The sequence below is a fragment of the Rhodococcus jostii RHA1 genome (genome assembly GCF_000014565.1).
GTDB classification, from domain to species: Bacteria; Actinomycetota; Actinomycetes; order Mycobacteriales; family Mycobacteriaceae; genus Rhodococcus_F; species Rhodococcus_F jostii_A.
Genome location: NC_008268.1, coordinates 2168839 through 2188599, shown reverse-complemented (window position 1 = coordinate 2188599; position 19761 = coordinate 2168839). Strand labels below are relative to the sequence as shown.

Genomic DNA, 19761 nt, shown 5'->3' with positions numbered 1-19761 from the left:
CTTGCACGTGCTGGAAGTCGCGGCCACGATCTGTGAGGCTCGACGCGTGCTCGGTACCTATCGTCAGATCTTCGCCGCCCCCGGCTCCGCAGCGTTCTCGGCCGCAGGATTCGTTGCGCGCGTACCGATCGCCATGGTCGGCATCGGCATCGTCACGATGCTGTCCGAACTGCGCGGCGACTACGCACTCGCCGGTGCCCTCGCCGCGGTGTTCGCGCTGACCTACGCGTTCATCACCCCGGTCGTGTCCCGGGCGGTCGACCGGTACGGGCAGTCGCGAGTCCTTCCCGTAGCGTCGGGGATCAGCGCGACGTCCATCGCTGCGATGCTGCTGTGTGTCCGGTTCGGGACGCCCGACTGGGTGCTGTTCGTGTGGGCCGTCCCCGCCGGCTGCATGCCCACGATCGGTGCGATGGTGCGCGCCCGCTGGACCGAGCTGTACCGCGGCACGCCACTGCTGCGGACGGCGTTCGCGTTCGAGGCGGTGGTGGACGAACTGTGCTTCATCGCGGGACCCGTGGTCTCCGTCGGATTGTCCGTCACGGTGTTCCCCGAGGCGGGACCGCTCGCGGGCCTCGTCCTGCTGGTGGTCGGCACCCTCGCGCTCGTGGCGCAGCGCGGCACCGAACCGCCCGTGCATTCGGCAACGCACGACGGACGCCCGTCCGTCGTCCGGACGCCCGCCGTGTGGATCCTCGTGGCGGTCATGGTGTCGATGGGCACGATCTTCGGCGTCATCGACGTCGGTGCCATCGCCTTCACCCGAAGCCACGACGCACCCGCCTCCGCGACCGTGGTGCTGGCCCTGTTCGCGGCCGGTTCCGCGGTGGCGGGCATCGTGTTCGGCGCGATCCGGGTGTCGGCGTCGCTCCGGAAACAGCTGATGGTCGCAGTCCTCGCGGTGGCGGTTCTGACGGTTCCGCTGCTTCTCGCCGACAGCATTCCGGCGCTCGCCGTCGCCTACGCGGTGGCGGGGATGACGGTGGCGCCGATCATGATCGTCACGACCGGTCTCGTCGAGCAGATCGTGCCCGCGGCCGCGCTGACCGAGGGCATCACCTGGATCGTCACCGGGCTGGGTGTCGGCGTCGCGGTGGGGTCGGCGCTCGCGGGCCGGATGATCGACGAATTCGGCACGACCGCGGGTTACGCGGTGGCGGCGGTCGCCGCGCTGCTGGCCTCTATGGTGACCCCATGGCTATTCGTGAAACAGTCGGCGTCGACGGAACGCCCCTCGTCTACTCGGTGACCGGTGCCCCCGACGCGCGGACCCTGGTCCTCCTGCACGGTTGGGCGCAATCCTCGAAGTGCTGGGGCCCCGGGGTACTCGACGAACTCGCGGCCCGCCACCGCGTCATCGCCGTCGACCTGCGCGGACACGGCTACTCGGGTGCGCCCGACGCCGGCTACGACGATTCCGCGATCTGGGCCGGGGACGTCGACGCGGTGCTCACGGCCGAAGGCGTCACGTCCGGCGCCGTGCTTCTCGGCTGGTCCTACGGCGGCCTCGTGATCTGCGACTACCTGGCGTCGCACGGCACGTCCGCCGTCGACGGCGTTGTCCTCGTGGGAGCCATCACCAGCATCGGTCGCGGGGAGGCAGGCGGCAAGGTCGGCGCGGCGATGCGCGCGGCGATCCCCGGCGCGATGTCCGAGGAGCCGCGCGAGGCGATCCGCGCGCTGGGCGCCTTCGGCAACGCGCTCACCGGACCGCCGGAAGGCAAGGGCGCACAGTCGCAGGCGCTGTTCGGAGCCAGCCTCGCCACCCCGCCCCGGGTGCGGGCCGCCCTCTTCAACCGCTCCGCGAGTCACGACGACCTGCTCCGGTCGCTCGACGTGCCGGTGCTCGTCCTGCACGGCACCGAGGACTCCGTCGTCGACGTCTCGGCTGGTAGGCACGCTGCAGAACTGATCCCGCAGGCGCGGGCGTCGTTCTGGGAAGGCTGCGATCACGGGCCGTTCGTGGAGGATCCCGACAGGTTCGTGAAGGAGGTCGGCGAGTTCGTCGACAACCTCGGTTAAAGGGGCCGATCGGTGAGGGAGCACTATGGAGTGGTGACGCCCATGCACAACTCGCGCCCCCGCAGGGTGGCCGTCCTCTCGGTCCACACCTCACCGCTGGCGCAGCCCGGTACCGGCGATGCGGGCGGCATGAACGTCTACGTGCTGCAGTCCGCCATCCAGATGGCGCGGCGCGGCGTCGAGGTGGAAATCTTCACCCGGGCCACGTCGTCCGCCGACGCACCGGTCCAGGAAGCGGCGCCGGGGGTCCTCGTCCGCAACGTGGTGGCCGGCCCGTTCGAGGGGCTGGACAAGCAGGATCTGCCCACGCAGCTCTGTGCGTTCGTCGCGGGGGTGCTCCGCGAGGAGGCCCGCCACGAACCGGGTTACTACAACCTGGTGCACTCGCACTACTGGTTGTCGGGGCAGGTCGGCTGGCTCGCCCGCGACCGCTGGGGTGTGCCGCTCGTGCACACCGCGCACACGCTCGCTGCGGTCAAGAATCTGTCGCTGGCCGACGGTGACACTCCCGAACCGGCCGCCCGCCAGATCGGCGAGCAGCAGGTGGTGGCCGAGTCCGACCGGCTCGTGGCCAACACCACCGAGGAATCCGATCAGCTGGTCCGCCACTACGGCGCCGACCCGAACCGGATCGACGTGGTGGCGCCGGGCGCCGATCTGACGCGGTACCGGCCGGGCGACCGGGCCGCCGCCCGGGCGAAGCTGGGGCTCGACCCGCGCGAGACCGTCGTGACGTTCGTCGGACGAATCCAGCCGCTCAAGGCGCCCGACGTCCTGCTCCGCGCCGCCGCCGAACTGATCGCCCGAGATCCCGAATCGACACTGCGGGTGCTCGTGGTCGGCGGCCCGTCCGGCTCCGGGCTGGCCCGGCCGGACGCCTTGATCGAACTCGCGTCCTCGCTCGGCATCGCCGCGCGGGTGACGTTCCTCCCGCCGCAGGCGCCCGACCGGCTCGTCGACGTGTACCGGGCTTCAGATCTCGTTGCGGTGCCGAGTTATTCGGAGTCGTTCGGGCTGGTGGCCATCGAGGCGCAAGCCTGCGGCACGCCGGTGATCGCCGCGAACGTGGGGGGTCTCGGTGTCGCCGTCCGGAACGGCGAAACCGGGCTTCTCGTGGACGGGCACCGCACCGAGGACTGGGCGACGGCGCTGCAGTCGCTGGTGTCCGAGCCCGGCAGGCTCGCCGCGCTGGCCGCCGAGGCTCCGCGTCATGCCGAGAATTTCTCCTGGGAACACACCGCCGACGGTCTCCTCGAGAGCTATCGGATGGCGACCGTCAACTACAACTACGGACACGGCCCCAGCGAATTCGCCCCGCGACGTGCAGGCGGATTGTGGAAGCTGCGCAGGGCCGGGGGAGTGCGCGCATGAGCGAGCTGGCCGACGTGATCGAGTCCGCCCTGACCGAACGTGAGATGGACTTCACCAGGAAGGACTCGACGCATTTCATCGTGGAGTTGCCCGGCGAGCGCAAGCTCAAGACCACCACGCTCCTGACCGTCGGCAAGCACGGTCTGCGCGTCGAGGCGTTCGTCTGCCGCAAACCCGACGAGAACTTCGAAGGCGTCTACAAGTACCTGCTGCGGCGCAATCGCCGGCTGTACTCGGTGGCGTACACGATCGACAAGATCGGCGACATCTACCTGGTCGGTCAGATCGCCGAGCACGCGGTGACCGCGGACGAACTGGACCGGATTCTCGGGCAGGTGCTCGAGGCGGCCGACGGCGACTTCAACACCCTCCTCGAGCTCGGATTCGCCGAGTCCATCAAGCGTGAGTGGGAGTGGCGCGTCTCACGCGGGGAGTCGCTGGCGAACCTGAAACCGTTCGAGCATCTCATTGAGGACTCGCAGCCCTGACTGCTGGTCGACCGCCCGCGGACGGGAAATACGCGCGGGTAGAGTTGCGGCGAGCTTGTGACTGTTGTCACAGGTTAGGTACATGTGTCTGATGTTCACAGAAACTTGTACCGACAACTGCTGCTGCAACACTTCGAGGGAGAGGCCCCAGTGAGCTTCAAGAGCCCGTTTCCGGACGTCGAGATTCCGAACCTCAGTGTCTACGATTTCCTCTTCGGCCAGGTCGACCCGGCCGACCTGGACCGGCCTGCGCTGATCGACGGTGCCTCCGGCGCGGTCACCACCTACCAGTCGCTGGTCGCCCAGATCGACGGGGTGGCAGGGGCGCTGGCCGCGCGCGGTCTCGCCGTCGGCGAGGTGGTGGGTCTGCACTCGCCGAACGTTCCCGCGTTCGCGTCGGTGTTCCACGGGATCCTGCGGGCCGGTGGTGTCGCGACCACCATCAACGCCCTCTACACCGCGGAGGACATCGCCAAGCAGCTCACCGACTCGAAGGCGAAGTTCCTGTTCACCGTCTCCCCGCTGCTGCCGCAGGCCAAGGATGCGGCCGCGAAGGTCGGGATTCCGGTAGCGAACGTGATCGTCCTCGACGGCGCCGACGGGCACCCGTCGCTGAAAGATCTGCTGGCCGAGGGCGCCCCCGCCCCGGAGGTGTCGTTCGATCCGGCCACCCAGCTGGCGGTGCTGCCGTATTCATCCGGGACCACCGGCCGGCCGAAGGGGGTGATGCTCACGCACCGCAACCTGGTGGCGAATGTGTGTCAGATCAACCCGCGGATGGGCATCGGTGCCGACGACAAACTGCTGGCGGTGCTGCCGTTCTTCCACATCTACGGGATGACGGTGCTGCTCAATGCGGCCCTGTTCAACCGGGCGAGTTTGGTGACGATGCCGAAGTTCGACCTGGTCGAATTCCTGTCGATCGTCTCCGGCCAGAAGTGCACGTATGTGTTCATCGCCCCGCCGGTCGCGGTGGCGTTGGCCAAGCACCCGCTGGTCGACGAGTACGACCTGTCGAGCGTGCATTCGATCTTCTCCGGCGCCGCCCCGCTGGATCAGGAGCTGGGCAAGGCCGTCGCGAACCGGCTGGGTTGCCGGGTGCGGCAGGGCTACGGGATGTCGGAGATGAGCCCGGTCTCGCACGCGATTCCGTTCGACCGTGACGACATCGCCCTGGACTCGGTGGGTCCGTCGATCGCGAACATGGAATGCAAGCTGGTCGACCCGGGCACCGGCGAGGAGGTCGCCTACCCGGCCGACGGGGTCAGCGCACCGGGTGAGTTGTGGTGCAAGGGCCCGAACATCATGGCCGGGTACCTCGGCAACGACGAGGCCACCGCAGAGACCCTGGATGCGGACGGGTACCTGCACACCGGCGACATCGCGACCGTCGACTCCGAGGGGGTGGTGACGATCGTGGACCGGATGAAGGAGCTGATCAAGTACAAGGGCTACCAGGTGCCGCCCGCCGAGCTGGAGGCATTGTTGTTGACGCACCCGCAGATCGCCGACGCCGCCGTCATCGGGGTTCTCGACGACGAGGGTGAGGAGGTGCCGAAGGCGTTCGTCGTCCGCCAGCCCGGTGCCGATTTGGACGAGGCCGCGGTCATCGCGTTCGTCGCCGAGCGGGTGTCGCCGCACAAGAAGGTCCGCAAGGTCGAGTTCATCGACCTGGTGCCGAAGTCCGCCGCGGGCAAGATCCTCCGCAAGGATCTGCGGGCCAGCGAGGCCGGCCGAAGCTGACGGCAGGGGTTCACGGCGCGAGGGTTCCGGGAGGCATGCCAGGATGAACGGCATGAGTACCGGAACCCTTGTGCTGCTCCGCCACGGCGAGAGCGAATGGAATGCGCTCAACTTGTTCACCGGCTGGGTGGACGTCCACCTGACCGATAAGGGCATCGCCGAGGGCAAGCGCGCCGGCGAATTGCTGCTCGAGCACAATCTGCTCCCCGACGTGCTGTACACGTCGCTGCTGCGCCGCGCGATCAGCACCGCCAACATCGCGCTCGACACCGCCGACCGGCACTGGATTCCCGTCATCCGCGACTGGCGTCTCAACGAGCGTCACTACGGCGCCCTGCAGGGGCGCAACAAGGCGCAGGTCAAGGAGAAGTACGGCGACGAGCAGTTCATGCTGTGGCGCCGCAGCTACGACACCCCGCCGCCGCCGATCGAGGCAGGCAGCGAATACAGCCAGGACACCGATCCCCGCTACGCGAACCTCGACAAGGTCCCGCTGACGGAGTGCCTGAAGGACGTCGTCGTCCGCCTGATCCCGTACTGGGAGGACACGATCTCCGCCGACCTGAAGGCCGGCAAGACCGTGCTGATCACCGCGCACGGCAACTCGTTGCGCGCCCTCGTCAAGCACCTCGACGGAATCTCCGACGAGGACATCGCGGGCCTGAACATCCCGACGGGCATCCCGCTGCGCTACGACCTGGACGAGAACCTGAAGCCGCTCAACCCCGGTGGCACGTACCTCGACCCCGAGGCCGCCGCCGCGGGTGCCGCCGCGGTCGCGAACCAGGGCGGGAAGTAACTCGTGCGTCCGGCCGGACGTCCCGTTCGCGGGACGTCCGGCCAACGGCAGGTTAACTGCGGACGAAGACTCCGGTTCCCGCGTGTGACGTGCGCGGAAATGCCTGGACCCTGCGTAACCGGACCGCCGCGCGAACGTACGATTCAGGCGTGAGTGTTGTTCAAGCCGTCTTGCTTGCCATCGTGGGCGGCTTCGTCGGTTACCTCGTCGGTGGCGTGCTGATCCCCATGCTGTCCACCCGGCAGGCGCAGCGGATGGAAGAGAAGTCCGGGCTCACGATGTCGCAGGTGCTCGACCTGATCGTCCTGGCATCCGAGAGCGGCATCGCCGTGGTCGACCAGTTCCACGACGTCGTCCTGTTCAACCCCCGGGCGGAGGAGCTGGGCCTGGTGCGGAACCGGCTCGTCGACGACCGTGCGTGGGTGGCGGCACTCCGGGTCCTCGAAACCGGCGAACCCGTCGAGGTCGACCTGAGTACCAAGAACCCGCAGCGGGGACGGGATCGGATCGCGGTGCGCGGCACCGCACGTCTGCTCAGCAAGGAAGACCACAACTTCGTGGTCCTGTTCGCCGACGACGACTCCGAGCAGGTGCGGATGGAGGCGACCCGCCGCGACTTCGTCGCCAACGTCAGCCACGAACTCAAGACCCCGGTCGGCGCGATGGGTCTGCTGGCGGAGGCGCTCCTCGAATCGGCGGACGACCCCGAGTCGGTCCGGCACTTCGGCGAACGCGTGCTCAGTGAATCCGTCCGGCTCGGCAAGATGGTCACCGAACTGATCGCCCTGTCGCGGCTGCAGGGCGCCGAGAAACTGCCCGACCTCGAGGCCGTCTCCGTCGACGAGGTGGTGGACGAGGCGCTGCAGCGCTGCAAGATCTCCGCGGAAGCCGCCGGGATCGCCGTCACCACGGACCACAGCAGCGGCTACGAGGTGCTCGGCGACCGCGCCCTGCTCGTCACCGCCCTGTCCAATCTGGTCCAGAATGCGATCGCCTATTCCCCGAAGGGCGCCCCGGTGTCGGTGAGCCGGTCGATCCGCGGCGACAACGTGGCGATCTCGGTGACCGACCGCGGCGAAGGCATCGCCAAGGCCGACCAGGAGCGCGTGTTCGAACGTTTCTTCCGCGTCGACAAGGCGCGCGCCCGCGCGACCGGCGGAACGGGACTCGGTCTCGCGATCGTCAAACACGTGGCCGCCAACCACAACGGATCCATCGACCTGTGGAGCAAGCCCGGAACAGGTTCGACGTTTACCCTGCAGATTCCTGCACACATCGAGACAGTGGACGCCGAGAGCGGAAACGTCGGGAAGAGAGAAACCGGTATGGAGGCCAAGCGATGACAAGTGTGCTGATCGTGGAAGACGAGGAGTCACTGGCCGACCCATTGGCATTCCTGTTACGTAAGGAAGGGTTCGAGACGACGATCGTCGGCGACGGACCGTCCGCGCTCGCCGAGTTCGACCGGGCCGGTGCCGACATCGTCCTCCTCGACCTCATGCTGCCCGGCATGAGCGGCACGGACGTCTGCAAGCAACTCCGCAGCCGCTCCGGTGTCCCCGTCATCATGGTGACGGCACGGGACAGCGAGATCGACAAGGTGGTGGGACTCGAACTCGGCGCCGACGACTACGTGACCAAGCCGTACTCGGCGCGGGAACTGATCGCCCGCATCCGCGCGGTGCTGCGCCGCGGCGTCGACAGCGAACTCGACGTCGCGCAGGACTCGGCCGTCCTCGAGGCGGGACCGGTCCGGATGGACGTCGAACGGCACGTGGTCCAGGTGAACGGCGAGGCCGTCACGCTGCCGCTCAAGGAGTTCGACCTCCTCGAGTACCTGCTTCGGAACTCGGGACGGGTGCTCACCCGCGGGCAGCTGATCGACCGGGTGTGGGGGGCGGACTACGTCGGCGACACCAAGACCCTCGACGTGCACGTCAAGCGTCTGCGCTCGAAGATCGAGACCGACCCCGCCAAGCCGGAACACCTCGTCACCGTCCGCGGCCTCGGCTACAAACTGGAGGCGTGAGCGGACGCCGATCCGCCACAGTTGCAGACGAATTCGTCAGAACGGGTTGTACACGTACACACCGCGGAACGGCGCCGAGATCACCTGCGTGAGGGCGTGCTCGCGACCCTGGTCGTCGAACTGCCTGCAGTAGACCGCGACATAGTGTCCGTCGCCCTTGCACTCGATGACCCGGCCGGTGCCGTACGGGCTCAGCACGAGCGCCCGGTCACCCTTGTCACCAAAGGCACCCGGATCGAACGGTGCGACGAAGTTCGCCGTCTTGTCGTAGAAGGTGTTCCAATCCGGGGTCGGCTGGGCGGACGCGGCCGGCGCGAGGGCGAGCGTCGCGGCGGCGGTCAACAGGGCACCTGTCAGAATTCGAGCGAACATGATCTCTCCCGTCATGGCTGTGCCCGGAATGGGGCCGTGACGGGTAAATCGACCGATGGGTCTGGTGCGTTACTCGGCGGCCTTCCGCTGAGCGGCCGCGGTGGCGGGGTGCACGGCGACGAGGCCGAGACCGGCCCTGCGCTTGCACATCTTCGCCAACTCCGAGTACGCCGCCTTGCCGAGCAGTTCCGTCAGCTCGGGTGCGTACGACTGCCAGACGGCCTTGACGCCGACGTGGGCGTCGGGGGAGCCGGAGCAGTACCAGTCCAGGTCGGAGCCGCCCTCGCCCCAGCCGCGCCGGTCGTACTCGCTGATGGTGGTCTTGAGGATCTGCTCGCCGTCCGGGCGTTCCACCCACTCCTGGGTGCGGCGGATCGGGAGCTGCCAGCACACGTCGGGCTTGACCTCGAGAGGCTCGATCCCGCGTTTGAGGGCCATCGAGTGGAGCGCACACCCGACGCCGCCCTCGAAGCCGGGACGGTTCAGGAAGATGCAGGCGCCGTGGTAGCGGCGGGTGCGCAGCGCGGGCTCGTCCTCGAGGTCGTCCTCCTCGACGTAACCCTTCTTGCCGAGACCCTTCTCCATGAACTGCCAGTCCTCGGGTGTGAGCATCTTCACTGACGTGTTCAGCTTCTCCAGGTCCTCCTCGTCGGAGAGGAACGCGCCGTGGGAGCAGCAGCCGTCGTCCGGCCGGTCGCCGATGATGCCCTGGCAGGCGGGGGTGCCGAACACGCAGGTCCAGTGGGAGAGCAACCATGTCATGTCCGCGGCGATGATGTGCTCGCTGTTGTCGGGATCGGGAAATTCGACCCATTCGCGAGCGAAGTCGAGGGGTACTTCCGGGCTGGGTGTCATCTTGTGTGAACGCCCTGCTTTACGTGCTGTCACAAAGCCCGACGGTAGACCCAGTACCGTGTCAATGTGCGACTAGGGGTACTCGACGTCGGAAGCAACACCGTCCATCTTCTCGTAGTGGACGCCCACAGGGGCGGCCACCCCACACCGATGAGTTCGACCAAGTCGACTCTGCGGTTGGCGGAGAACACCGACGACCGGGGCGACATCACCTCCCAGGGTGCGGATCGCCTGGTCTCGACGGTGGCAGACTTCGCCAGCATCGCGAAGACGTCGGGGTGCGGTGAGCTGATGGCCTTCGCCACGTCCGCCGTGCGCGACGCCAACAATTCGGACGCCGTGCTCGAGCGGGTACACGCCGAGACCGGGGTGACGCTCGAGGTTCTGTCGGGTGTCGACGAGGCCCGGCTGACTTTCCTCGCCGTGCGCCGCTGGTTCGGGTGGAGCGCGGGCCGCATCCTGAACCTCGACATCGGCGGCGGATCCCTCGAGCTGACGACGGGCGGCGACGAGGACCCGGACGTGGCGCTGTCGCTGCAACTCGGCGCGGGACGGCTCACCCGGGACTGGCTCGAGGCCGACCCGCCGGGCAAGCGCCGCGTGGCGGTGCTGAGGGATTGGCTGGACGCCGAACTGACCGTCCCGTCGAAGGAACTGCGCGCGGCGGGGCAGTGGGATCGGGCCGTCGGCACGTCCAAGACTTTCCGCTCGCTGGCCCGGCTGACGGGCGCGGCGCCGTCCGGCGCCGGCCCGCGGGTCAAGCGCACCCTCACCGCCAGCGGTCTCAGGCAACTCATAGCTTTCATTTCGCGGATGACGGCCTCGGACCGTGCAGAATTGGAAGGGGTGAGCTCCGACAGGTCGCAGCAGATCGTGGCCGGAGCACTCGTTGCGGAGGCCAGCATGAGAGCACTGGGCGTGGAGGAACTGGAAATCTGCCCCTGGGCTCTGCGTGAGGGTTTGATCCTCCGCAAGCTCGATACGGAAATGGGCGGTGAATTGATGGTGGGTGCTCGATGACCGAGGACAGTCAGCAGATCTCTGTGTCAGAGCTGCTCAAACGCAACGGGCAGCAGGTGGAGTCCCGGGGCGGGCGGCGTCGTCGCGGCGTCAAGGGGGGAATCTCCGTTGCCGAGTTGACCGGTGAAATTCCGGTGGTCCGGGATCCATCCGATTCGCGGGCACTCGAACCCGAACCCGAACCGGAACCTGCCGCGCCCGAGCCGCCCCGCGCGTCCGCACCGGCGGCGCCGTCCGCGCGCGCCGACGAGCGCACCGCAGCGTTCAAGGCTCCCGTCGACGACGACGATGACGACGAGCCCATCGCCAGTCGCCCCGCCGGCCGCGGCCGCGGAGTGGTGTCGGGTGGGACGTCGCGTGATCACCAGGGAACCTGGGTCAGCCGATCCGTCCAGAAGGAACGGCAGGCGCCCGAGGCCGCCGCGCCCGCACCGGCGCCCACCGTGGCCGCCCCGGTCGTGAAGAAGCCGGAGCCCGCCCCGACCGTCGCCGTTCCCCGCGTGAAGCCGGCGCCGAAGCCCGACACCCCGGCCAAGGCCGAACCGGCGGCGAAGTCCGACGCGCCCGCCAAGCCCGAGGCACCGGCGAAAACCGAGGCACCGGCGAAAACCGAGGCACCGGCGAAAACCGGAACCCCCGCGAAGGCGGGTCCCGCCGCGCCGACGAACGCCGCGTCGACGTTCGTGAAGACGCCGAAGCCCGGCGCTCCCGCCACGGCGAAGCCGGAACCCGCACTGCTGTCCGGCTCGACGCTGGCCGGCGACCTGATGCGGCAGTCCCGGGACGCAGACGCGGCGAACGCGGGCGAGGAGACGGAACTCATCGAGGCCGCCACCGACGCCGGGGACACGGAGAAGCACGAGGGCGACACGCAGAAGCCCGAGAGCCCTCGCCGTTCCCGCAAGGAGGCGAAGGCCGAGAAGGCCGAGGCCGCGAAAGCGGAGAAGGCAGGCAAGAAGGACGAGGCAGGCGAGAACTCCACCCGGGAGTGGGCCGTCCTCATCGGTCAGGGCGTCGTAGCCGTCATCGCCGGGGCCCTGCTCTTCAAGGGCTTCGAGAAGCTGTGGGACGTATTTCCGTGGGTCGCGCTGATCCTGGCCCTGCTCGTCATCGTGGGCCTGGTCGCGATGGTCCGCGTCCTTCGTCGCACCGACGACATCACCAGTTTCGTGATCGCCGTCGTGGTCGGGATGATCGTCACTCTGGGGCCGTTAGCCTTCATGCTTGCGTCGGGCTGAGTTGCTCATGGTCGGGGACAGTGGGCACGGGCAGGTTCGACGGTCACCGCGCGGGCGGAAGGTACTGGTGGGCCTGTCGACGGCCTCGGTGTACCCGGAGAACACGGAGGCGGCGTTCCGGTACGCAGCCGATCTGGGATACGACGGCGTCGAACTGATGGTGTGGGCCGAATCGGTCAGCCAGGACGTCGGGGCCGTGGCCGGGCTGGTGCGCAGGTACGCGATTCCGGTTCAGGCGATCCACGCGCCGTGCCTGCTCATCTCGCAGCGGGTGTGGGGCGCCGATCCGGTCGCGAAGCTGGAGCGTTCCGTCCGCACCGCCGAGTCGCTCGGGGCGACGAGTGTCGTGGTGCATCCCCCGTTCCGCTGGCAGCGCCGGTACGCGGAGGGTTTCGCCGATCAGGTGGCCGACCTGGAGCAGCGCAGCGACGTGATCGTCGCGGTGGAGAACATGTTTCCCATGCGCGCGGACGGCTTCTTCGGCAGCAAGGAGCGATCCGCACAGCGGCTCCGGAGGCGGGGCGGACCGGGGGCGGCGCTGTCGGCGTTCAGCCCGTCCTACGACCCCACCGATTCGGGACACGCCCACTACACCCTCGATCTGTCGCACACGGCCACGGCCGGCATGGATGCCATGAAGCTGGCGGAGCGCATGGGGGAGGGCCTCGCGCATCTCCACCTCGCCGACGGCCGGGGCGCGTCGATGGACGAGCACCTCATCCCCGGTCACGGTGCCCAGCCCTGCGCGCAGTTGTGCCGTCATCTCGTCGACACCGGATTCGACGGGCAGGCGGTGATCGAGATCAACACTCAGAACGCCCGGACGCAGCGGGAACGGTCGTCGATGCTGGCGCAGGCGCTGGCCTTCGCCCGTGAGCACCTCGAGCCGGGCCGCGCTGCCTCGGGGTCGCCCCGCAGCCATTCCGGTGGCGATCACGACGACACCTGACAACTCTGCCGCCTTCCTGCTGCGGTAAGCTCGTCGCCATATTGGATAGTCTTAGTATCTAGTGCTGGGGTATCCGAGGTCGAGAGTCGATGAGCCGAAGGAGGGGCCGTGCGCGTTTCCGAGTTGGTCGCCCGTACCGGCGTTCCGCTCGCGACGGTGAAGTACTACCTGCGCGAAGGTCTGCTGATGCCCGGCGAGGCGACGAGCGCCACCCAGGCCCGGTACGGCGAGAAGCACGTCGAGCGACTCGGCCTCGTCAAGGCGCTGGCCGGGGCCGGACTCCCGATTCCGCGCATCCGGGAGATCCTCCGGCTCGTCGACCATCCCGACGGCTCGCTGTTCGAGGTGCTCGGCGAGGCCATCGCGCAACTCCCGCCCTACCTCGACGCCGCCGTCGACGACGGGGACGAGTTCCCGCGGGCACGCGCAGTCCTCGACAGGCTCGGGCAGGTGTACGACCCGCGGTACGTCGCGGTCGGCCAGCTCGAACGTGCGCTCGAGGGGCTCGAAGAGGCCGGCATCCCGATGACCGAGGAGCGGCTCGACGCCTACGGTCGGCACGTGCGCGGGATCGCCGAGATCGACATCGGGCTCATGCCCACCGAATCGGCCGAGGACGCGATCCGCTACGCGGTGCTCGGCACCGCCATCTACGAGCCGGTGATCGCCGCGATGCGCCGGCTCGCACACCAGGACGTCGCGCAGAAGCGCCTCCGGAACCCCGAAGAACAGGATCAGCAGTGAGCTCAACTCCCTTCCGCGACCTCAACGTCCTCACCGCTGCCGGTGACGGGACCTATCAGGCATCGATCGACCCGATCTGGACGATCGGCCCCAAGGTGCACGGCGGCTCGATGATGTCGCTGTGCGCGGCCGCGGCCCGCAGGCGGCTGCTCGACGAGAACAGCGACGCCGAGCTGTCCCGGGTGCAGCCCCTCGCGGTCGGGGCCAACTACCTGTCTGCTCCCGACCCCGGCGAGGTGACGCTGTCGACGACGGTCCGCAAGCAGGGCAAGCAGGTGTCGTTCGTCGACGTGGAGCTGAAGCAGGGCGACCGCGTCGCCGTGCATGCGTCGGTCACGCTCGGCGTCCCCGACGCCGGGGAGCCGCAGTACAGCGGAGACCACGCCCTGTCCCAGCTCCCGGTGGAACCGCCCGCCGACGCCGTCGTGCTCACGGCCGACCATCCGATGGCGAAGATCGTTCACGTGTCGCAGGGCTGCGACATGCGGGTGGACGGGACGTCGGCGCACTTCCTCACCGGCAACCAGGGCGAACCCGAGGTGCGCATGTGGGTGCGACCGCGCGCGGGCGACGAGGACGATCCCGACACGGCGGCCCTGTTCGCGATCATGACCGGAGACATCAGCGCCCCCGTGACGATGAACCGCGGCATGTTCGGCTGGGCGCCCACGGTGCAGCTGACCACGTACCTGCGTAGGCAGCCGGCGCCGGGGTGGCTGCGCGTGATGGCCAGCAGCACGGTGCTCGGCGGTGCGTGGTTCGAGGAGGATCACACCGTGCTCGACTCGACCGGGGCGATCGTCGTGCAGAGCCGGCAGTTGGCGATGATCCCCCGCTAGGAAGGCGCCGCGGAGCGTCGTGGCAGGCTGTTCGGCATGACGAGAATTGCGGTAATCGGAGGCGGCAAGATCGGCGAGGCCCTCATCTCGGGGCTTCTGCAGGCAGGTCACGCCGTCAAGGATCTGGTGGTGGCCGAGCAGCATCCGGCGCGCGCCGACGAGCTGGCCGCGGCGTACGCGGTGCGGGTCACCACCCCCTCCGACGCCGCGGAAGGCGCCGACGTCATCGTGATCGCCGTCAAGCCGGGCGACGTCGAGGCCGCGCTCACCGAGGTGTCCAAGGTGGAACTCGACGGCGAGCGCGAGCAGCTGCTCGTGTCGCTCGCTGCCGGTATCCCCACTGCCTTCTACGAGACGAGACTGCCCGCCGGGTTCCCGGTGGTCCGGGTCATGCCCAACACGCCCATGCTGGTCGGTGAGGGCGTCAGTGTGCTCGCCCCCGGCAGGCATGTGAAGAAGGAGCACCTCGAACTGGTGCGCGGCGTCCTGTCGTCGGTCGGCAAGGTCGTCGTCGTCCCCGAATCGCAGATCGACGCCGTCACCGCCGTCTCCGGCTCCGGTCCTGCCTATTTCTTCCTGGTCGCCGAGGCCATGATCGACGCGGGCGTCGGGCTGGGACTGACCCGGGCGACCGCTTCCGAACTGGTCGTGCAGACCATGGTCGGCTCCGCGGCGATGCTCGACAGGTCGGGGGAGAGTGCGACCGAACTCCGTGCCGCCGTGACCTCGCCCGGCGGAACCACCGCGGCCGCGATCCGCCGGCTGGAGGGAAACGGGCTCCGAACAGCCTTTTTCGACGCTCTCGAAGCCGCGAAGATTCGTTCCGCCGAACTCGGTACGTCGACCGAATGAATATTCGATTGCCCACACCCGTCGCAGTAACCCCATCCGTCCCGCTAAGCTCGAAGTAGCACGTGCGTGTCTGTTCCGCCGGAGGGGAAGCCGGCGGCGCGAGACGTGCCGGAGGTAAGTGGTTGATGACGTCTGCAAAAAAGCCGTCCAGGGGCTCGGCCCCGGACGGACAACCGGCCCTGGCCGGAACGCAATTTCTCACCGTCGCCGAGGTAGCGACGCTGATGAGAGTGTCCAAGATGACTGTGTATCGGTTGGTGCACAGCGGCGAACTGCCCGCCGTCCGTGTGGGCCGCTCGTTCAGAGTGCATGCGAAAGCAGTGCACGACTACCTCGAAACCTCGTACTTCGACGCCGGTTGACCGATCGGCACGAAGAGGGTCATCTCGGTTTCGCCGGTAACGGTGCGACCTAGTTTTCAGAGAGCGGACCCGCACCGGTACGATTAGCGACTGTCGTACCAGCCAGCTGGTGTCGTAAGGCGCTGAGCTAGTTAAAACGAGGCCCAGGCGCCAGAGCGGCGCAGGCGTACGTGACCGGCGTGCGCAGGAACGCTAGAGAAGAACGTGAGGGACACCCGCTATGGGTTCAGTGATCAAGAAGCGACGCAAGCGCATGTCGAAGAAGAAGCACCGCAAGCTGCTTCGCCGCACCCGAGTGCAGCGCAGGAAACTCGGTAAGTAAAAGAGTTGCGTCTGGATGCCCGTCACCTCCGGTGGCGGGCATCCGTCGTTTCCACGGCGCCCTCCGCGTAGTGGGCGACCGACCAATTGTCGTTGTGCGGAGCGCCATCCCCCTCCTGCACGTATCGTTGACGTCACTCGCTACGTGATCGGGGGTTCTAGTGGTTGTGAGTGACGGAGACAGTACTACGCGGACGGCGGTGCCGCGCGTCGTGCTGGTCACTGGGGCAAGCAGGTTTCTGGGTGGGTACCTGGTCACCCGGCTCGCTCAGAATCCGGACATCGAGCGGGTCATCGCGGTGGACGCGGTCTCGCCGAGCAAGGACATGTTGCGCCGCATGGGCCGCGCCGAGTTCGTGCGCGCCGACATCCGGAATCCTTTGATCGGCAAGGTCATTCGCAATGCCGAGGTCGATACCGTCGTGCACGCCTCGACGCTGGCGCGCCCGCCGAAATCGGGCAGTCGCGCGGCCATGAAGGACATGAACGTCATCGGTGCGATGCAGTTGTTCGCCGTCTGCCAGAAGGCGCCGACCGTCCGGAAGGTAGTGCTGCGCTCGGCCTCCGTGGTGTACGGCTGCAGCGCCAAGGACCCCGCCAAGTTCACCGAGGAGATGAGCGCCCGGCGGCGTCCCGCGGGCGCCTACGCACGGGACTGCATCGAGATCGAGGGTTATCTGCGGGGAATGGGGCGCAGGCGCCCCGACATCGCCGTGTCGATTCTCCGCCTCGCACCGCTGGTCGGGCCCCGCCTCAACGCGACCGTCGCGCAGTACCTCACCTCACCGGTGGTGCCGACCATCCTCGGACGCGACGCACGCCTGCAGGTGCTACACGAGGAAGACGCGCTCGCCGCACTGGAACGGGCCACGGTGTCGGGCCCGGCGGGCACCTTCAACGTCGCCGGCGACGGCGTGGTCATGATGTCCCAGGCCATCCGCCGCGCCGGGCGGATCGAGGTCCCGATGCCGTTCGGGTTGTTCCGCAACGTCGGACGTGCGCTGATGGGTCCGGTGATGCGGTCGTACACCACCGAGCAACTCGAGTACTTCCACTTCGGTTGCGGACTCGACACCACCCGCATGCGAAGCGAACTATCCTTCGAGCCACGGTGGACCTCGATGCAGGCGCTCGACGACTTCGCTCGCGCGGCAGGCGTCAAGGCGATCATCAAGAACGAATGGGTCGACGCAGCAGAAAACGCACTACTCGCTCTTACCGGCACGGCGAAAGGGGAGAGGTGAACGAAGTGGCGAAGGTCATTCCGCTGCACGGTGCGACAGCCGCGCGCGGGGCCGCTATCGGACGTTCGAGGCGTGAGCAGAGCGAGAGCCGACATCCGTCCGCAATGCCTCCACCCGCCGTGATCACCCCACCCGAGCCCGTCACCGAGACTTCGGCCGTCGACGCCGTCCGCAACGCCCTGGCCGAGCAGATCGTCAACACCGCCGAGTTCGTGCGACGCCGGCTGTCGGGCGACTATCACGTCGACGACTTCGGCTACGACCCGCACTTCGCCGAGAACGTGTGGCTCCCCATCCTGCGGCCACTGTTCGACAAGTGGTTCCGCGTCGAGGTCAGCGGTCTGGAGAACATCCCGTCGACCGGTGGCGCGCTGGTGGTCGCCAACCATGCCGGTGTCCTGCCCATCGACGGTCTGATGACGTCCGTCGCCGTCCACGACCATCACCCCGCGCATCGCCCGCTGCGGATGCTGGCCGCCGACCTGGCCTTCGAGATGCCACTGGTCGGCGGGGTCGCCCGCAAGGCCGGGCACACCCTCGCGTGCCACCCGGACGCCGTGCGCCTCCTGCAGGACGGCGAGGTCGCCGCCGTGTTCCCCGAAGGTTTCAAGGGCATCGGCAAACCGTTCAGCGAACGCTACAAGCTGCAGAGGTTCGGCCGCGGCGGCTTCGTGTCCGCCGCCATGCGGACCGGTGCGCCCATCATTCCGTGCTCGATCGTCGGATCCGAGGAGATCTACCCGAAGATCGGCGAACTCGGGACGCTCGCCCGGCTGCTGGGAATGCCGTACTTCCCGGTGACCCCGCTGTTCCCGCACTTCGGACCGCTCGGCCTCGTCCCGCTGCCGTCGAAGTGGTACATCGAATTCGGCAAGCCGATCGTCACCGACACCTACGACGCGGCGGCGGCTGACGACCCGATGGAACTCTTCGAGGTCACCGACCACGTCCGGGAGACCATCCAGCAGACGCTGTACCGGCTCCTCGCGAAACGCCGGAACGTGTTCCTCGGCTGAATCGCTGACCGCCGCGCGGCTCAAGCCGCCTGTTCGCGGCGGCGCGCGACGATCGCGGCGAGTGCGCCGCCGGCAGCGCCGAGGAGCAGCGCCGTGGGGACGCCGATCTTGGCGGCCTTGCGTCCGGTCCGGAAGTCTCGGATCTCCCAGCCCCGGTTCTTGGCGAGCTCGCGCAGATCGGTGTCGGGGTTGATCGCGACGGCCGTGCCGACCAGCGACAGCATCGGCACGTCGTTGTGGCTGTCCGAGTACGCGGTGCAGCGCTTGAGGTTGAGCCCCTCGCGGACGGCCAGGGCGCGCACGGCGTGCGCCTTGCCGAGGCCGTGCAGGATGTCGCCGACCAGACGTCCCGTGAACATCCCGTCCTCGCTCTCGGCCACCGTGCCGAGGGCACCGGTGAGGCCGAGGCGCTTCGCGATGACCTGGGCCAGCTCCACCGGGGTCGCGGTGACCAGCCACACCTGCTGCCCGGCGTCGAGATGCATCTGCGCCAGCGCGCGGGTGCCGGGCCAGATCTTGTCGGCGATCACCTCGTCGTAGATCTCCTCACCGAGCCGGGCGAGCTCGGCCGTCGACCGTCCGGAGACGAACGAGAGGGCCTTCTCCCGGCCGGAGGCGACGTCGTCGCTGCTCTCCTTGCCGGTGACGCGGAACTTGATCTGCTTCCACGCGAAGTCGACGAGGTCGGACGTCTTCAGGTACTTGCGGGCGGCGAGTCCGCGGGCGAAGTGGATGATCGAGGCGCCCTGGACCATCGTGTTGTCGACGTCGAAGAACGCGGCCGCCGTGAGGTCGAGGGGAACGTCGTGTTCCACCAGCTCGGTTTCCTCGCCGGACGCGACTTGGAGTGCGAGGGCCGCATCGGCACTCGCCTCACCTGCGACATTGGCACGTACCTCGGCTTCGCTGGGTCCCAGCGGATTCCTGAACTGGCGTCGGCCCGGGAGGATGATCCCCGCCAGACCTGAACCGAAACCCGTGCCGTTCGGTAGTGATCGCGCAGGCACTCGCACCTCCCGTATCGCAGAAGCCTCTGGGAGCAGCCTATCCCCCGAATCGGGGACGGGGCGGGTGGATGGCCGCGCTGAGGGAACTGTGTGACGTTCATCTCGGAGCCGATTGGCGTCTGCGGACCCCGAAACGGCACAGTGACTCCACCGGAGGCGTCGAAAGGAAGTGACGAGGATGAGCACGGGCGGACACGAGGTGACGCTTCTCACGAGGGCGGGGTGCGGTGCGTGCGCGCCGGCCCGCGAGCTGCTGCTGGTTCTGTGCGAGGAGTTCGGGCTGGAACTGACGTGCATAGACGTCGACGAGGTGGCGGCAACGGACCCCGAATTGCGGGCCGAATTCGGCGACCGATTGCCGGTGGTATTGCTCGACGGACGTGAGCACAGTTACTGGGAGGTCGACGAAGAGCGCCTTCGCTCGGATTTACGCAAGTAAGGGAACCCTAAAAGTGGGATCTTCCGATGCCGTGCAGGTAGGACCGCATGT

The 19761-nt window shown here is 68.1% G+C and carries 22 protein-coding genes; 19 read left to right on the top strand and 3 right to left on the bottom strand.

What is annotated here, in order from left to right; all coding sequences use genetic code 11:
* Window positions 1–46 precede the first annotated feature (46 nt).
* From RHA1_RS10125 to RHA1_RS10090, 8 genes are all read left to right on the top strand, one after another.
* The gene (locus RHA1_RS10125; RefSeq protein WP_011594916.1) at window positions 47–1249 is read left to right on the top strand and encodes an MFS transporter; all 1203 of its coding nucleotides are present in this window, start codon (window positions 47–49) and stop codon (window positions 1247–1249) included.
* Window positions 1195–2022 (top strand): alpha/beta fold hydrolase, encoded by an 828-nt coding sequence (locus RHA1_RS10120; protein WP_037197065.1) that lies wholly within the window; start codon window positions 1195–1197, stop codon window positions 2020–2022. The genes RHA1_RS10125 and RHA1_RS10120 overlap by 55 nt, the downstream gene beginning before the upstream one ends.
* A 12-nt stretch (window positions 2023–2034) precedes the next feature.
* Window positions 2035–3393, top strand: coding sequence for a D-inositol-3-phosphate glycosyltransferase (mshA, locus tag RHA1_RS10115; protein WP_011594914.1), 1359 nt, complete (start codon window positions 2035–2037; stop codon window positions 3391–3393).
* Complete coding sequence (locus tag RHA1_RS10110) at window positions 3390–3881, top strand: type III secretion system chaperone family protein (RefSeq protein WP_009474749.1); 492 nt, start codon at window positions 3390–3392, stop codon at window positions 3879–3881. Before mshA ends, RHA1_RS10110 begins: the two co-directional genes overlap by 4 nt.
* Window positions 3882–4031: 150 nt before the next feature.
* Window positions 4032–5624: an AMP-binding protein gene (locus RHA1_RS10105; protein ID WP_011594913.1), complete on the top strand. Its 1593-nt coding sequence runs from the start codon at window positions 4032–4034 to the stop codon at window positions 5622–5624.
* Between the two features lie 43 nt (window positions 5625–5667).
* Window positions 5668–6423: a phosphoglyceromutase gene (locus RHA1_RS10100; RefSeq protein WP_009474747.1), complete on the top strand. Its 756-nt coding sequence runs from the start codon at window positions 5668–5670 to the stop codon at window positions 6421–6423.
* Window positions 6424–6572: 149 nt separating this feature from the next.
* Window positions 6573–7766, top strand: coding sequence for a sensor histidine kinase (locus tag RHA1_RS10095; protein ID WP_009474746.1), 1194 nt, complete (start codon window positions 6573–6575; stop codon window positions 7764–7766).
* A complete protein-coding gene (locus RHA1_RS10090) occupies window positions 7763–8452 on the top strand; it encodes a winged helix-turn-helix domain-containing protein (protein WP_005251956.1) in 690 nt (229 codons plus the stop codon). The genes RHA1_RS10095 and RHA1_RS10090 overlap by 4 nt, the downstream gene beginning before the upstream one ends.
* A 36-nt stretch (window positions 8453–8488) precedes the next feature.
* Here RHA1_RS10090 and RHA1_RS10085 read toward each other — a convergent pair whose 3' ends face one another.
* A complete protein-coding gene (locus tag RHA1_RS10085) occupies window positions 8489–8824 on the bottom strand; it encodes a hypothetical protein (RefSeq protein WP_011594912.1) in 336 nt (111 codons plus the stop codon).
* Between the two features lie 69 nt (window positions 8825–8893).
* Entirely contained in the window at window positions 8894–9679 is a 786-nt protein-coding gene (locus RHA1_RS10080) for a DUF3109 family protein (RefSeq protein WP_009474744.1), read from the bottom strand.
* Between the two features lie 66 nt (window positions 9680–9745).
* On the opposite strand from RHA1_RS10080, the gene RHA1_RS10075 reads away from it, so the two are divergent.
* From RHA1_RS10075 to RHA1_RS10035, 10 genes are all read left to right on the top strand, one after another.
* Window positions 9746–10699, top strand: coding sequence for a Ppx/GppA family phosphatase (locus RHA1_RS10075; protein ID WP_009474743.1), 954 nt, complete (start codon window positions 9746–9748; stop codon window positions 10697–10699).
* On the top strand, window positions 10696–11937 hold the full coding sequence (locus tag RHA1_RS10070; protein ID WP_011594911.1) for an Rv0497 family membrane protein: 1242 nt from the start codon (window positions 10696–10698) through the stop codon (window positions 11935–11937). The genes RHA1_RS10075 and RHA1_RS10070 overlap by 4 nt, the downstream gene beginning before the upstream one ends.
* A 7-nt stretch (window positions 11938–11944) precedes the next feature.
* The gene (locus tag RHA1_RS10065) at window positions 11945–12886 is read left to right on the top strand and encodes a sugar phosphate isomerase/epimerase family protein (RefSeq protein ID WP_011594910.1); all 942 of its coding nucleotides are present in this window, start codon (window positions 11945–11947) and stop codon (window positions 12884–12886) included.
* Window positions 12887–12994: 108 nt separating this feature from the next.
* Window positions 12995–13630: a MerR family transcriptional regulator gene (locus tag RHA1_RS10060; RefSeq protein WP_009474740.1), complete on the top strand. Its 636-nt coding sequence runs from the start codon at window positions 12995–12997 to the stop codon at window positions 13628–13630.
* On the top strand, window positions 13627–14469 hold the full coding sequence (locus RHA1_RS10055) for a thioesterase family protein (RefSeq protein ID WP_016882762.1): 843 nt from the start codon (window positions 13627–13629) through the stop codon (window positions 14467–14469). The genes RHA1_RS10060 and RHA1_RS10055 overlap by 4 nt, the downstream gene beginning before the upstream one ends.
* A 36-nt stretch (window positions 14470–14505) precedes the next feature.
* Window positions 14506–15321 (top strand): pyrroline-5-carboxylate reductase, encoded by an 816-nt coding sequence (gene proC / locus RHA1_RS10050; RefSeq protein ID WP_009474738.1) that lies wholly within the window; start codon window positions 14506–14508, stop codon window positions 15319–15321.
* A gap of 125 nt (window positions 15322–15446) precedes the next feature.
* Window positions 15447–15683, top strand: coding sequence for a helix-turn-helix domain-containing protein (locus tag RHA1_RS10045; RefSeq protein WP_011594908.1), 237 nt, complete (start codon window positions 15447–15449; stop codon window positions 15681–15683).
* Between the two features lie 220 nt (window positions 15684–15903).
* Window positions 15904–16005, top strand: a complete 102-nt coding sequence (locus tag RHA1_RS45885; RefSeq protein ID WP_003402602.1) for a 30S ribosomal protein bS22 — start codon at window positions 15904–15906, stop codon at window positions 16003–16005.
* Window positions 16006–16204: 199 nt separating this feature from the next.
* Window positions 16205–17248: an NAD-dependent epimerase/dehydratase family protein gene (locus RHA1_RS10040; RefSeq protein ID WP_009474737.1), complete on the top strand. Its 1044-nt coding sequence runs from the start codon at window positions 16205–16207 to the stop codon at window positions 17246–17248.
* Complete coding sequence (locus tag RHA1_RS10035) at window positions 17245–18264, top strand: lysophospholipid acyltransferase family protein (protein ID WP_016882763.1); 1020 nt, start codon at window positions 17245–17247, stop codon at window positions 18262–18264. Before RHA1_RS10040 ends, RHA1_RS10035 begins: the two co-directional genes overlap by 4 nt.
* Before the next feature lie 20 nt (window positions 18265–18284).
* On the opposite strand, the gene RHA1_RS10030 is transcribed toward RHA1_RS10035, so the two are convergent.
* Entirely contained in the window at window positions 18285–19271 is a 987-nt protein-coding gene (locus RHA1_RS10030; protein ID WP_009474735.1) for an HAD family hydrolase, read from the bottom strand.
* Window positions 19272–19449: 178 nt separating this feature from the next.
* On the opposite strand from RHA1_RS10030, the gene RHA1_RS10025 reads away from it, so the two are divergent.
* Window positions 19450–19710, top strand: coding sequence for a glutaredoxin family protein (locus RHA1_RS10025; protein ID WP_011594904.1), 261 nt, complete (start codon window positions 19450–19452; stop codon window positions 19708–19710).
* The last annotated feature ends 51 nt before the right edge of the window (window positions 19711–19761 follow it).

Bases quoted from the DNA above. Each gene is read 5' to 3' on its own strand.
- RHA1_RS10025 (WP_011594904.1), top strand. From the start codon at position 19,450: ATGAGCACGGGCGGACACGAGGTGACGCTTCTCACGAGGGCGGGGTGC.
- RHA1_RS10110 (WP_009474749.1), top strand. From the start codon at position 3,390: ATGAGCGAGCTGGCCGACGTGATCGAGTCCGCCCTGACCGAACGTGAG.
- RHA1_RS10065 (WP_011594910.1), top strand. From the start codon at position 11,945: ATGGTCGGGGACAGTGGGCACGGGCAGGTTCGACGGTCACCGCGCGGG.
- RHA1_RS10070 (WP_011594911.1), top strand. From the start codon at position 10,696: ATGACCGAGGACAGTCAGCAGATCTCTGTGTCAGAGCTGCTCAAACGC.
- RHA1_RS10090 (WP_005251956.1), top strand. From the start codon at position 7,763: ATGACAAGTGTGCTGATCGTGGAAGACGAGGAGTCACTGGCCGACCCA.
- RHA1_RS10120 (WP_037197065.1), top strand. From the start codon at position 1,195: ATGGCTATTCGTGAAACAGTCGGCGTCGACGGAACGCCCCTCGTCTAC.
- RHA1_RS45885 (WP_003402602.1), top strand. From the start codon at position 15,904: ATGGGTTCAGTGATCAAGAAGCGACGCAAGCGCATGTCGAAGAAGAAG.
- proC (WP_009474738.1), top strand. From the start codon at position 14,506: ATGACGAGAATTGCGGTAATCGGAGGCGGCAAGATCGGCGAGGCCCTC.
- RHA1_RS10080 (WP_009474744.1), bottom strand. From the start codon at position 9,679: ATGACACCCAGCCCGGAAGTACCCCTCGACTTCGCTCGCGAATGGGTC.
- RHA1_RS10085 (WP_011594912.1), bottom strand. From the start codon at position 8,824: ATGTTCGCTCGAATTCTGACAGGTGCCCTGTTGACCGCCGCCGCGACG.
- RHA1_RS10100 (WP_009474747.1), top strand. From the start codon at position 5,668: ATGAACGGCATGAGTACCGGAACCCTTGTGCTGCTCCGCCACGGCGAG.
- RHA1_RS10045 (WP_011594908.1), top strand. From the start codon at position 15,447: ATGACGTCTGCAAAAAAGCCGTCCAGGGGCTCGGCCCCGGACGGACAA.